11 protein-coding genes are annotated in these 14154 nt (G+C 43.0%); 1 reads left to right on the top strand and 10 read right to left on the bottom strand.

The features are described 5' to 3' along the window. Nucleotides 1-380: 380 nt before the first annotated feature. A complete protein-coding gene (yunB, locus tag BUA78_RS02335; protein ID WP_238456684.1) occupies nt 381-1034 on the bottom strand; it encodes a sporulation protein YunB in 654 nt (217 codons plus the stop codon). A gap of 59 nt (nt 1035-1093) precedes the next feature. After that, complete coding sequence (gene tyrS / locus BUA78_RS02330) at nt 1094-2320, bottom strand: tyrosine--tRNA ligase (protein ID WP_072910674.1); 1227 nt, start codon at nt 2318-2320, stop codon at nt 1094-1096. A 179-nt stretch (nt 2321-2499) separates the two neighbouring features. Here tyrS and BUA78_RS02325 point away from each other — a divergent pair, with 179 nt between their 5' ends. Beyond that, nucleotides 2500-4962, top strand: coding sequence for a transglycosylase domain-containing protein (locus BUA78_RS02325; protein WP_072910673.1), 2463 nt, complete (start codon nt 2500-2502; stop codon nt 4960-4962). 105 nt (nt 4963-5067) lie between these two features. On the opposite strand, the gene BUA78_RS02320 is transcribed toward BUA78_RS02325, so the two are convergent. The 8 genes from BUA78_RS02320 to BUA78_RS02285 all read right to left on the bottom strand — a co-directional run bounded on the left by BUA78_RS02320 (nt 5068) and on the right by BUA78_RS02285 (nt 13776). Further along, a complete protein-coding gene (locus tag BUA78_RS02320; protein WP_084082272.1) occupies nt 5068-6024 on the bottom strand; it encodes an EamA family transporter in 957 nt (318 codons plus the stop codon). Between the two features lie 200 nt (nt 6025-6224). Next, a complete protein-coding gene (locus BUA78_RS02315; protein ID WP_072910672.1) occupies nt 6225-7091 on the bottom strand; it encodes an ABC transporter permease in 867 nt (288 codons plus the stop codon). 2 nt (nt 7092-7093) lie between these two features. Continuing rightward, nucleotides 7094-8035, bottom strand: a complete 942-nt coding sequence (locus BUA78_RS02310) for an ABC transporter ATP-binding protein (RefSeq protein ID WP_072910671.1) — start codon at nt 8033-8035, stop codon at nt 7094-7096. A 116-nt stretch (nt 8036-8151) separates the two neighbouring features. Continuing rightward, entirely contained in the window at nt 8152-9273 is a 1122-nt protein-coding gene (locus BUA78_RS02305; protein ID WP_072910670.1) for a DUF4367 domain-containing protein, read from the bottom strand. Between the two features lie 19 nt (nt 9274-9292). Continuing rightward, on the bottom strand, nt 9293-9859 hold the full coding sequence (locus tag BUA78_RS02300; RefSeq protein ID WP_238456683.1) for a sigma-70 family RNA polymerase sigma factor: 567 nt from the start codon (nt 9857-9859) through the stop codon (nt 9293-9295). Between the two features lie 383 nt (nt 9860-10242). Then, nucleotides 10243-11634 (bottom strand): dihydrolipoyl dehydrogenase, encoded by a 1392-nt coding sequence (gene lpdA, locus BUA78_RS02295; RefSeq protein WP_072910669.1) that lies wholly within the window; start codon nt 11632-11634, stop codon nt 10243-10245. Between the two features lie 26 nt (nt 11635-11660). Next, nucleotides 11661-12113 (bottom strand): OsmC family protein, encoded by a 453-nt coding sequence (locus tag BUA78_RS02290; RefSeq protein ID WP_072910668.1) that lies wholly within the window; start codon nt 12111-12113, stop codon nt 11661-11663. A gap of 49 nt (nt 12114-12162) precedes the next feature. Further along, nucleotides 12163-13776: a sodium:solute symporter family protein gene (locus BUA78_RS02285; protein WP_072910667.1), complete on the bottom strand. Its 1614-nt coding sequence runs from the start codon at nt 13774-13776 to the stop codon at nt 12163-12165. Nucleotides 13777-14154: the final 378 nt, after the last annotated feature.

Genomic DNA, 14154 nt, shown 5'->3' with positions numbered 1-14154 from the left:
TTTATATAACGCTTGACGAGGATTCATTGTGGTCGTCTTAGTTTCAGCTTCCGCTGACTTTTGACTTGACCTTATGCATCCATCATCTTCTGTTTAGTTTTCAAAGACCATTTTGCTTTGGCCACTCTCGCGACCGGAATCTTATCTTACCATCTCTCTCACTTTCTTGCAAGTGAAATTTTTGGTAGTTTGTCTTTCTCGTTGCCACCGCTCAGCGGCGACATTTGTTATCTTACCACTATCATTTCGTTTATGCAAGAACTTTTTTTAAAGAATATCGTGTTCTTGTATAAAAGTGAAATGTATTAATTATCCAGGCTAAAATTATTATTATCGTTTTTTAAAATATTATTCATTAATTTTATATTCTATATAAAATTCTAATTTCCTAAAACTCCGCCAGGAAGGGTTACCAGCGAGGGAGGAACATCTCCAACGATGATGTTCTCTACTAAGGGAACCTTGGTATTTACTTTGAACACTTCCTGATAGAGAGGAACAGCAATTTGAAATTCTGAACTGAGATCTAGCCAGATAAGATGTCTGGTTTGATTAATGCCAGCTCCTTCAAACTTATCAATAATATCAACCCGAATCACTCCCACAGGAATCATTTTAACATTTAATTCGGGTCCCATGGCGGCCAGTAAATGAAAGCCTAGTAATTGTCCTAACGGTATCCCAATTTGCTGATCATTTATGTTTCTTAAAGCTTGTTGTACCTTTAAGGTAATCTCATTGGATATTTTATTAATACGGATGGTATCTGCCTGAATTAAAACAATCTTTCCTTGTTCATCTTTATGGATTTGGACAATATCTTGATACCGTACCTGTTGCCCGGTCAGATTATCGTGTACTGTTTGATTCACGACATCAGTGGCCATGTGAATAGCCTTGGCTCTGGCGATGGTGAACAAAGTAGGTTGTAATAAACTATCTACAAGTAAAAACATCCCTAAAATAATTGCTATAACAAACAACGGAAGTACTATCCGGGGCACTTGTCTCTTTTTCTTAAACAAAACTTTCACCTCCACATTTTATTTATATGTGGAGGTGAAAGAAAAGGTGATAGGCTAGTACTGTTTGTTTATGATTTTACTTCCAGTTTAGCAAAACGGCGTTTGCCAGCTTTAATGATCATGCCGTCTAATGGGGCAAAATGCATATTAGGATCTGTAGCTTTTTCGTTATCAATCTTAACTGCGCCTTCTTTGATTAATCTTCTGGCTTCACTGTTGCTAGCGGCTAATTTTGCTTGGGTAAGTAAGCGTGGTAAAGAAACCATTCCCTCTTCATAAAGATCCGCAGTAACTTCAAAGGTTTCAATTTCATCGGGCAGTTCCCGCTTTTGGAATACCTTTTTAAAGTGGTCTTCAGCTTGCCAAGCTGCCTCTTCCCCATGGTAGAAGGTCACAATTTCCCTCGCCAACCGCATTTTGATATCTCTAGGATGAAGAGTACCCTCTTCTAAACCTTTGGCAATGGACTTGACTTCAGCCAGGGGAACCGGTGTCACTAATTCATAGTATCTGACCATTAACTCGTCCGGTAAGGACATGGTTTTACCATACATTTCCTGGGCTGGTTCATCAATGCCAATATAATTACCTAGGCTCTTACTCATCTTGTTGACCCCATCCAGTCCTTCCAGAATGGGCATCATTAAAGTGACTTGAGGTTCCTGACCAAATTCCTTTTGCAGAGTACGTCCCATTAATAGGTTAAATTTTTGGTCTGTACCACCCATTTCCACATCTGCTTCCAGTGCCACCGAATCATACCCCTGCATTAAGGGATAGAAAAATTCATGTATGCTGATGGGAAGGTTTTCACGGTAGCGCTTGGAAAAGTCCTCACGCTCCAGCATTCTCGCTACGGTGGTGGTCGCTGCTAGCCGGATCACATCTTCAAATTTCAACGGTGCCAGCCAGGTACTGTTAAACTGAACCTTCGTCTTTTGAGGATCAAGAACTTTAAAGATTTGTTGTTCATAGGTTCTAGCATTGGCTAGTACCTCTTCCTCTGTCAGCGGCTTTCTAGCCTCTGATTTACCTGTGGGATCACCGATCCGACCGGTGAAATCACCAAGAATAATCGTAACGTTATGTCCCAATTCTTGAAATTGCCGTAGCTTCTGTAATACCACAGTATGTCCCAAATGAATATCAGGCGCTGAAGGATCAAGTCCTAGTTTTATATGTAATGGCTTGTTATTGGCAATTGATTTCTTTAGTTTCTCAACCAATTCTTCTTCGGGAACAATCTCGGCAGTGCCCCTTTTAATAATTTCTAGTTGTTGTTGGACATCTAACATGAAAACGGGACTCCTTTCAGGAACAATGTATTAAAAATAGTAGGTTTCACAATCTTCTTAATTATATCAAAGCATCTAGTAAGTGACAAGAAAGCAAAATCACTACTATAGTACCACCATGTTATGTTATAATTCTGTTATCATTGGCCCTTTCATTCTCACAAAGGAGGTTCAAAGTTTTGTCTAAACGGAAAAGCCGAAGGTTAAGACCTGGACGCTTACTCTTGGTAATAGGAGCTTTATTCGTTCTAATAGGTGGATTTGCAGCCTTCGGTTACTTAGCCTATGCTGTTTCTGATATGCCCGCCTTTAACCCAAAAGCACTGGAACTTTCCCAACCAACAACCATCTATGATAAAGACGGAAATTTTGTTACCAGGATTGGTTCAGAAAACAGAGAGTCGATAGATCTAGGTGAGGTTCCCACGGTAGTCAGGGATGCTTTTTTATCCACAGAAGACGATAGTTTTTATGACCATCACGGCATCAATTTTCGTAGTTTAGGACGAGCAGTTTATAGAAATGTGATGGCTGGTGGTATTCGAGAAGGCTTTAGTACGATTACTATGCAGTTAGTTAAATTATCCTATTTAACTCCTGATCAAACATTTAAAAGAAAAATGCAAGAAATTGTACTTACCCTGCAAATGGAAAGATACTTTACCAAAGATGAAATCTTTGAAATGTATCTTAATAAAATTTACTTTGGTCAAGGGGCTTATGGTATTCAAGCAGCTGCTCAAACCTATCTAGGAAAAGACTTAAAAAAAGATGAGCTAACATTGGACGAAGCTGCCTTTTTGGCAGGGATCCCTCAGGCACCGTCCGCATATTCCCGTTATTTAAACAGTGCGGAATCTCTGGATGAGGCCAAACAGGAATTCAAGGAAAAAAAGCAAAAGGATTATGATTTAACACTAAACCGTCGTAACAACGTGCTCTTAAGAATGAAAGAAACCAATAAAATCTCAGAGGAACAACGCTTAGAAGCCGCTGCTAAGCCTTTGCCTGATGGCATGAAGATGCATGCCGCGCAGTATCCCTACCCCTACTTCATTGATTATGTAACAGACAAGATCGTTGAAAAGTACGGGGAAGATATGGTTTACAAGGGTGGTTTAAAAGTCTACACTACCTTAGATCCCAATGTACAGAAGATTGCTGAAGCAGCCTTGGCCAACCCTAATAATTTCCCCAAATCGACGGCTGATAAAAACGGTTTGGCCCAACCCCAGGGCGCAGCCATCTTTATGGAACCTGGAACCGGTTATTTGAGAGCCATTGTTGGTGGACGCGAACATAAATTCCAACGGGAGCTAAACCGAGCCACTCAATATCAATCCTATATGGGGAAAAAGATTGGACGCCAACCTGGGTCTGCCATAAAACCCATCGTGGCCTATGGCCCAGCCATTGAGTTTAATGGTATGGGGCCTGCTTCAGTGATTGACGATTACCCTCAAAGTTTTGGTAACTATTCTCCCAGGAACTCAGATGGCAGCTTCCGAGGATTGATTACCATGCGTGCCGCTATGACCAGCTCTGTTAACATAGCAGCCATCAAGTTGCTTAATGGCGTTGGCATTGGAAAAGCAGTGAAATTTGCTCAGGGCATTGGTATAACAACTCTGGATGCTGATCATGACGGACTGGCCATGGCCTTAGGTGGCGTAAGTAACGGTGTGGTACCCTTAGACATGGCTGGGGCCTACGGTGCCTTTGCTAATCAGGGTGTCTATGCAAAGCCTCACGCCATCGTGAAGGTAGAAAGCAATGACGGTACTGTACTTGATGAGTTTAGACCTGAGCAAAAACGAGCTATGAAAGCTACTACAGCTTACTTAGTAACCGATATGATGCGTTCGGTTGTGCAATCCGGTACTGGTACAAGAGCCAATCTGGGTGCTAGACCGGTAGCCGGTAAAACCGGTACTACAGATGATGGTAAGGATACTTGGTTTGTCGGCTTTACACCGGAACTTGTAGGTGCGGTTTGGATGGGCCATGATACACCTAAAGCAATGCCCCATTCTTATGGCGGTATTTACCCAGCCATGATTTGGCGTGAAGTTATGAGTAAATCCTTAGCCAGCGTACCCATTCGCCCATTTAACAAACCCAGCGGCATTGTTACTGCAACTGTAGACAGCAAGTCCGGCTTGTTGCCCGGACCCAATACTCCTAGTGAACATATGGTTAGTGATATGTTTGCCGAGGGGACTCTCCCCACCGAGGTAGATAACACCCACCAACTGATGGATGTTTGTGCCACCACCGGGGAACTCCCGAACGACTATTGTCCAGACCGGATAACCAAAGTAGTTATAAAACTACCTTACACCGTTCCTTCTAATGTAGCTGATTTTGCTTTACGGGCTCCGGTAAATACTTGTAAGTTACACACTGCCAATGGTATAGATCCTAGTGCAGCCGAAAAGTACAAGATACCTGAGGTACCGGCCACTAAGCCTGATACCAAAGAAGATCCTGTAGAAGATAAAAACACGAACACCAATAATTCCGACAGTTGGCTACCGGGTACCACTGGCTACAACCAATTGGAAAAAGAGTTAAGGAACAATATCAAAAAAACAGCCAGGGTCAAAGAGTCTATTAAAGAAAGGTTACGAGAATATAATTAAAAACAAGGGGAGTATCACAAAAAAGTAATTTTGTGATACTCCCCTTGTTAGTCTGTAGGCCTAAAATATCTGTTTTGAAGGTCTTTTAAAGCCGATGGCTGATGGCTAAGAATTAGTCTTGTTCCCTCTCTGCTTTTCCGTTTTCTGGCTTTGGAAAGAGCCCGCTACCCCTAACAATACTAACGTGGTACCTGCCAATGTCCAATGAGTAATTGGTTCATGAAGTATGCACCATCCTAACAATACAGCCACCACTGGATTGACATAGGCATAGGTCATAACGATGCTGGTAGGTAATAAACGCAAGGCCATAATATAAGAAGTAAAGGTTAATAAAGAACCAAAGACTAAAAGATAAGCAAAGGCTATCCAGGCTTCCGGGGATGGCGTTGGTAACGGCTCTCCTAAGATCATTGCCAGAAAGGCAAATCCTATACCACCAGCTATTTGCTGATAACCTGAGCTTACCATGGGGTTAAGGGAGACTGGTCTTCTACGCTGCCACAGAGATCCAATCCCCCAGCTGATCGGTGCTATAAAAAGAAAAATAACACTTATTATGTCTGAAGAAGAGTTTTCCTTCAGCAACACCGGTGCAGACAATATGCCAATTCCTAAAAAGCCCAATAATAAAGAGCCAATAAACAATTTTGACGGTACCTTACGATCTAAAATGGCTTCCATTAAGGCTACCCACATGGGTACAGTGGCTAACAGCAGAGCCGTATAAGCAGAATCAGCGAACTGTTCCGCCCACATAACTAAACCATTAGCACCGATCCATAGAAATAGACCAGATCCTGCTAAAACTATAAATTCATCCTTGGTAATTCTAATGGAATGTCGGAACAAAAAAGCTGCCATCAATAGGATCGGGCCCGCAATTAAGAGGCGCATAGCACCTAAGGTAAACGGAGGAAAACCGCCACCATCCATAACCGCCACTCGAATTGCTAAATAAGTACTCCCCCAAACAATATAAACAACAAACAAATGAAAAAAACCTACCCAAGAACTGGAGGAGGTTTTGGAGACCCTTCCGGCCTGTACTGCTTCTGCCATATTATTACCTCGCTGCTAAAATTAACTCAGTATCAATTTTATATCTAAAAGGGTCGTCTTTCAATACTATTTATGAAAACACAGTGTTTTCTCTAATACGTGAACTCTACCCGCGGCTGGGTAGAGTTCTTTTCAAATTAGCCTTACTCAATTGTCAAGTTTCGACAATAAATTTCAATTTATTACCTTAGGACCCTGTCCTATAAATCCTTTTTCTTGAAGATCTGTATTGTCAGAAGGACACACACGAAAATATAAAAAATTGTGTAACCAAGCATAACATTGCTAGGGGGAGCCGATACACCAAAGGGTCCCATTGATATTGATAGTACGGCTAAAGGATTTGCATCACTGCCGGTTACCTCTGCTAATAGCTTTCTAAATAAAGCATCACTGGGCATCACCAAACTACTAATGATACCTATATTAATTAAGGTACTATTGCTAATGGCACTACCGATTTGTTCCAGGAAACCTCCCACCATCCCCAAACCGTAAAGAATAATGGAGAGTATACCGGCCGTCATGGTTCTTAAAAAAGTACTAAAAACCATAGCCAGACTCAGAAGCACCAGTGGTTGTAGTATAAATATTACCGCTCCCAACAATATGCTAACGGCAGTAGACAAATTAAAGATTCCCGGATTATAGTGATGGTTTATTAGCAGGATAGCTGTATAGAGAAAAATTGCGTAACTGGCCAGCATTAAACCGTAACCAGACAATTTACCCAGTACAATATCCCGTCGCTGAATTGGCTTGGAAACAATGGCATGTAACAAACCACTTTCAATTTCGCTGGAAATAGAGCCTACACTGGCCATCAGAGCCAAGAGAGCAATTAAAAATGAGGAAAAATAAAGACCCGCTCCCAGCAATTGATTACCAATCATCTGCTGTATTAATAAGTTGCTACCCCCAGCTGACTTCATCTGCACCATTTCCTGTGCTGTAAAATCTAAGGCTACACCATACAAAAAAAGAAACAGCATTGACAAAATAAGGGTAACCAAAAATACTTTTTTACGAAAAACTTCTAAAAATGTTAAACGGGCGATGGTAAACACGGCTACCTTCCTTCCCATCCCCGGTTACTGACATAGTCTAAGAAAATCTTTTCTAAGGAATCTGTAACCGGAGTGACTTCAAAGATTGGATAATTAGCTGCTGTTAAAGAATGAATCAAACCAGGAATATCTTCCTCAGAGGGGCAGCTGATTAAAAGCTCATATCTGGTATTTTTTATTATTGGCGTCTGTGAGATCACTTGATACTCAGTTGGCACAGCATCCGCCAATCTATTTTCATTTCCCAATACATCTAAGATAATTTTTACCTGCACTTGCCGGTTTGTTAATTCTCGCCAATTGCCTTGAAAAAGTAGGTTCCCTTGTTTAATAATAGCGATATGATTACAAATGTTCTCCAGTTCACTGAGAAGGTGGCTGTTAATAAAAACCGTCTTCCCCTGCTCCTGCAAAGACACAATCAAATCTCTTACCACTTTCCTGCCAATGGGATCTAGGGCTGAGGTAGGTTCATCTAAAAAAATCAGTTCCGGGTCTGGCAGCAGGGCACACCCCAGCCCAATCCGTTGCTGCATACCCTTACTATAATTACCGACGCGCTTATGTCTGTGCTCAGATAATCCCACCATGTTCAGTACTTCTGCGATACGCCCAGCGGATTCACTGGCTGACAAACCAAATAAGGAGGCGTGAAAACGTAACAAATCCTCCCCGCTTAGCCAGTCATGATAGCGGAAGTTCTCCGGTAAAAAACCTACTTTTTGTCGTGAGGCAGCATCCTGAATGGGTTTACCCAAAACTTTTGCTTCCCCGGATGTGGGCTGCAACAGCCCCACCAGCATTTTCACCAGAGTACTCTTGCCTGCTCCATTTGGTCCCAGCAGGCCAAAAACGGTGGCTCGGGGAACTGCCAGGGATATACCCTGGCAGCCTCCCTGTCCCTGATAAGTTTTCGTTAGGTTATGAGTTTCGATAGCTAACAAATTGCTTCTCTCCAAATTGTTTTTTAGAAAAACTTAGCTTGCGCCAAGTCTTTAGACGCAGGCGGAAGTTTAGTTTGCCCTTATGCATGTCGGAAAGTTTTATACTTTCCGATATGCTAAGATAGGGACTCCACAATCTTGACAGCTTCCTCACGCTGTAAATGACCATTTAATTGATATATTACACCCTGATCAATCCACATGAGATTGCTCCTGCCATTCTTATTCTCCCCAAAGATAACTTCTTTGCTATCAATTGTAATTTTTTCAATAGTACCTTCACCGGTATCAGGAATAATCATGGTATTCTGCCAATCTTCAATGCTGGCTAATTGACGTCTGAAATCCGAGGGTAAAATGGGTAGATCCAACAAAGCTGATCTTAAATCCCGGGGGTCTACACCATCTGGGACAGTCAATTCCGGAGAACTGAACTGGCTTAAAGTGAAGGAATATCCCTCTCCATTCACGTAATCCAGTCGGACACCAGCTGGTACACGAACACTAAAGTCTTTACCTTCTAAAGATTCTGGGAGAAAGGTCTGTGCACCTAATCCCTTCAGTAATGAATTGGCTTCCTTCACATTTAGTTGGAACTCTGCCTGCCCCTCAGTGTGTACGGACACCTGGTCTGCCAACGAGAGTCCTGTAGGTAAGTAAGAGGGTTGTTTTAACTGAAAGGGCAATTGGCTTTGTACCTTAGACAAAGGTAACTTCATATGTTCTTGTTTTTTGCTTACTTCCATTTTACCAAATTGTTGTAAATCCACTTCCCCAACCTTTGTTTCGATGGCTCTGGCCATTTGCTCCAGATCGCTAGAATTTATTTGAACCATTTGGAACTTCTGTACCCGGAAGATGGATAGAAAATCCGCCACAGCTTGCTGTACCGGAGAAAAAGTCAGCAATCCTGTTAATACCGTTACAGATGCGGCAACGGCAACCCATTTTTTAATTCTATTACTCATCCAAATATCTCTCCTAACCACTGGTTTTTGTTGCTTCATCTTCAAATTTGTTATTTCATGCTCCTGTATATTTACGGCAACTCGCTCTCTGATGTCTTGTTGAAAAGGAATTAAACGCTGGGTAGTCCATTGGTCTAACTCCTGCAGCTCCTCAATGATTTTCTGACATTGGCTGCAACCGGCTGCATGATTTTTTAGACCTTCTCTTTCGTTTTCATTAACTTCGTAATCTAAGTAGGCCTGCCAAGTTCCTTTGTTTGGACAATTCATGATGTCACCTCCTGGGTTTTCATACCAACCCTTCATACTCGCGTTTAAAACGTTCCCGAGCCCGAGCTAAAACGGTACCTACTGAACTCTTGTTAAGTTCAACAGTGGCTGCGATCTCATCATAACTGTAACCCGAAAACTTCATTACTAGAACCATCCGGTCCCGCGGCTGAAGTTTCCCCAGAGCTTTTTGCACCAAGCGTACTTCCTCTTTACCCATGACTTCATTTTCTGTGGAAGAAATGGCTAAGTTAGGAGAAAGATCTGCCGGTTGAGCATATTTTTCCTCTCTCCGACGGCGGCTTCCCTCACTTCGCAGGAAGTCAAAACAGAGGTTGTTGGTCACTTTAGTCAGCCAGCCCGCCGGATTATCTATCTGAGACAGACCTGTACGATATAACCGGACAAAGGCTTCCTGAGCCACATCCTCTGCAGCCATTGGGTCTCCCAAGACAAAGGCCGCCTGACGTGTAAGTTTTCCATAAAGTTCTTTATATAGTTGTTGAAGATCTCTTTCCATATTCTTACTACAGGTAGTAACGGCACCTGTGAACACCGCCGGCGTATTGATACTGATTGGTGCCACCCCCCTTTCCCGTTGCGCAACAGTTCAAGTTTATGGATTCATCTTATTGACAGAGCAGGGGTAAAAAAGATGACACCCTAGGTAATTTTTTTTTAATAAAAAGATTACTCATCTAAACTTGTAGAAATAGTTTTTAGTTATTAGCTGTTATCCCTTGACAACTTACATATTGTTTTCGTATTACTATCGTATTTTTCCTCCCCCAGTGAACATGGAGTTTTTACCAAATAGCATATTAGAAAAATTTGGCTTGCGCCAAGTCTTTAGACGCCGGCGAAAGCTTAGTTTGCCTTTATGCATATCGGAAAGTTTTATACTTTCCGATATGCATAAAAGGAAACTGCCGAAAATCAGCAGTTTCCTTTTATTAAACATTTTTTCTATTATACTGTTTTTAACAGCCCCACTACCTGCTCGGCTGCTTCCCACACCGTTTCAGGCAGAGAGGGGTGAGCGTGGATGGTTTCAGCCAGATCCTCCGCTGTGACTCCTAGCTTTATGGCCAAAGCTAGCTCTGAAATAAGACTGGTTGCCTGTGGGCCTAGGATATGAGCTCCCAGAATTTTGCCATTTTCTGCATCGGCAATGATTTTAACCAATCCTTTGTTCTCGCCCATGGCCAGTGCTTTCCCACTACCGGTAAACTGGGACTTGCCCACAACTACCTGAATACCTTGGCTTTTGGCCTGGGCTTCAGTGATCCCCACCGAGGCCAACTCCGGTGAAGTGTAAATGCAACTGGGCACAACAGTGTAATCCATCTTTTTATGACCGCCCATAGCGTTTACTGCAGCCACAACTCCTTCTGTAGAAGCCACATGGGCCAATAAAATACCACCTGTGGCATCCCCAACAGCATAAATATTTGGCACAGTGGTTTCCATACAGGAATTAACGACAATTCTCGCCTTTTCGATTTGAACGCCAATTTCTTCTAGACCGAGATTTTCCACATTGGGCCTGCGTCCCACAGCTACCAGAACTTTATCAACATTGCACTCTTGGAGTCCCTTTGGTGTCTCAACAGTAACCACCAGTTCCTCCTCTAAACGGGTAATTCCCGCTACTTTAGCACTGGTGAGAATCGAAATTTTTTCCCGTGTCATCAATTGCTTTAATCCATTACTTACTTCTTCATCAGCAAAGGGTAAGATTCGGTCCATTGCCTCCACAAGGGTAACCTTTGCCCCCAGCTTGTGATAAATGCTGGCAAATTCTACTCCGATGGCGCCTCCGCCAATGATTAACAGACTGCCGGGAAGATCACTCAACTGCAAAGCATGGTTGCTATTAATAATTCTTTCCTCATCTGGTTCCATACTCGGGATAACAGCCGGACGGGACCCAGTCGCAATGATAATTTTTTCAGTTTTAAGAATTGTCTGCTCCGCAGGATTAGAAACCGTTACTTCATTGGTAGCAGTTATTTTGCCTTCACCTTGGAAAACAGATACCTTATGGCTTTTCATGAGAAACTCAACGCCTGTATTAAGACGCTTAATAACCGCCTGCTGCCGATGCAGAAGTTTCTCTAAAGATATTTCCGGGCTGCCTGCTTCTACACCAAAATCCTTTGCTTTTTTAACTGTTTCCAATACTTCCGTGGACTTTAGTAACGTCTTGGTGGGAATACAGCCCTGATTAAGGCAGGTACCTCCCAAGGCTCCCCTTTCAACCAAAGCTACCCTCCCTCCCAGGGCAGCTGCTCTGGCAGCGGCGGTATATCCACCGGGGCCGCCGCCAATGACAACCAGATCAAAATTTTCGTTAGTCATTTAACCACTAATCCCCCTTAGATTTGTTAGTTGGCGGCCGGTTTGGGTTGATATTCATACATCGTGCCATTGATCTCAAAGGAATAGGTGATTTTTGCTACTTTATTCATCATGTTCGCTGCGGAACAATAAACCTGTTCAGCCAGTTGTAGGGCCTTGTTTACCTTCTCGGCCGGAACGTTTTCCCCTGTAAAACGATAAATTAGCTGAATATCCCCAAACACCTTGGGGTGATCTTCCACTCTGTTGCCAGTAACTTCTATTTTTAAATCGTCAAAGGTTACTCGCATTTTGTTGAGAATATGGGTAACTTCAATCCCTGTGCAACCACCCAGAGACATTAACATTAACTCCATCGGTCTTACCCCTTGACCCTGACCACCATATATTTCTGAGGCATCCATGGGAATGGCAATACCGCTATCATCAGCACCTACAAATTTCATATTTCCTTCCCAGTTGATATGGACTTTCGACATATGTGTTCTCTCCTTTTAGGCTAAATTGTTATGATTTGATAAAATGGGTCTATAGAGATTTTACTAAGCTTTTTTCTGTTGGCGATGTTACGGATATGGTTATGATAAAGATCCCTGCAACAACCAAGAAGCAAGCCAGCCCCAGCAAACCTTTGGTATATAACCAGTTGAAGGCAGTTGCAATGGAAACCAGTGACAGACCACCAAGGGTAACGGCTGTCATCGCTACATTTTTACGAGCAGCCGTCATTTCCCCGCCCACTCTATATTTGCCAGACTGTTCCATAAGGGTAACTACCAGCATGGTAAGCATATTCAAGGACATGCCAAAGAATACAGGGTGAACATTCATATAGAATTTAACAGGATCCCAATGGCCCAGAGCATACCAGGCCAGACCTGAAACAAAGCCCATGGCCAGGGAAGCGGTAGCAGCGCGTTTGGTAGCCAATGGCCAGAAGAGTGCTGCCACCACTGGAGCAAAAGTAGCGCCGTTGCGCAGGGTCCAGGCAAATACATTCCACCAGGCGGCTTGTTCGCTGCGTAGGAAGCCAAGAATAATCATGAGCGCTGTAAGAATAACCAGAGACCACTTTGTATAGGTTACTTTTTGGTTGTCGGTGAGGGCCGGGTTAATGGCTCCGCTTACATCACGACCTAAACTTGTGGAACCAGAAAACTGACAGGAAGCTCCCCACCCCAAAGCACAGGCCCAAATACCTAGAAAAAACAAACCAACAAAGGGTGCAGGTAGAACCGTAGCCATATATTGGGGAACTGCTACCATGCCGCGGGTACCATCCGGTACTACGGCCGCCGCTGCCAACCCGAACAGAACACCAAAGAATACGAAGAAAATATTGGCACCAAAGGCCATCAACATACCCTTACGACCTTCCTCGGGGGTCCGGCAGGAGAGGGCCATTTGGAAAGCTGCCTGAGCCAGCAAAACGTTAATCAAGAACGTTGCAAACCAAGAAATAATCATTTGCAGTCCCACACCTGTGGGATCATACATGGCCGGCTTAACCTCAGCTAGGTGCTTTAGACCTTCAACACCAGGATTAATAAAAAAGGCTATGGTGCCAACAATAAACATTACAAAGAACATCACGGTGTTGGCAGTTTGTGTCATAACCACCGACCACATACCGCCAGCCTGCAGGTAAATCAAAAGCAAGATTGCCACAAAAGCAACCGATGTGGTAATGGGAATATTGGTGAAAGCACTCACTGCCGAAGCGAAGGATAACGCGGTGGCTACAGACCACATGGGGAAGGTAAAGGCAGTAATCGTGCCAGCTACTCCCATTGCCATACGACCAAAGGAATCCCCAATTAAACCGCTTACAGTAACCATCATGCGCTTCCGGAAGGTGCCAATTAACAGCACTGCAATAATAAGAACATGCAGCATCTCAGCTATACCGTACCAACCGGCAGAAACACCTTTAAGATAAGATAATTCTAAAATTGAGATAAAGGATGAGCCCGAAAATAAACCCGTTATGCAAACAAACACCATCCAAGGTTTAAAGTTACGACCACCAACCCAATAGCTCTCACCACTGGTGGCTTTTTTCCTTACAATGTTCCCCAGAATAATTAGAATAGCTGTATAGGCAACTGCTAAGCCAATTATCCAGGCACCATAAGCACCCATGAATATTCCTCCTTCAAGATTTTATAATTTCAAAAGTTATTAACTCGTATCCCTTTACTTCTCATCACCGCCCCATTGAGTAGGTTCAAGCGCTTGTTCTTGTTATTACTTTTGCAAAGCCTGTGCCAAGTTGTAAGTCTTATCAATCCATACTCAATTTAGAAAACTTGGCTTGCCTTCCGTGGCTTAAAAGACACCGGTAAGTAGGCGGAAACTTAGGTTTTCTTCTTACATTTTCATCAACATAATTCCTTATGAGTGCAGGAAGTAAAAAAAGCATGGTGTTGTAATGCACCATGCTCTTTTCATGTCACGCTAGCGACACTCGCAAATCTCTATTTATTCTATTTGTCACAAGGCTGGTGCGTTTTTCGACCA

Source organism: Desulforamulus aeronauticus DSM 10349 (assembly GCF_900142375.1).
Lineage (GTDB): Bacteria > Bacillota > Desulfotomaculia > Desulfotomaculales > Desulfotomaculaceae > Desulfotomaculum > Desulfotomaculum aeronauticum.
The sequence above is the reverse complement of the archived record's forward strand: the minus strand, read 5'-3'. Positions and strand labels throughout refer to the sequence as shown.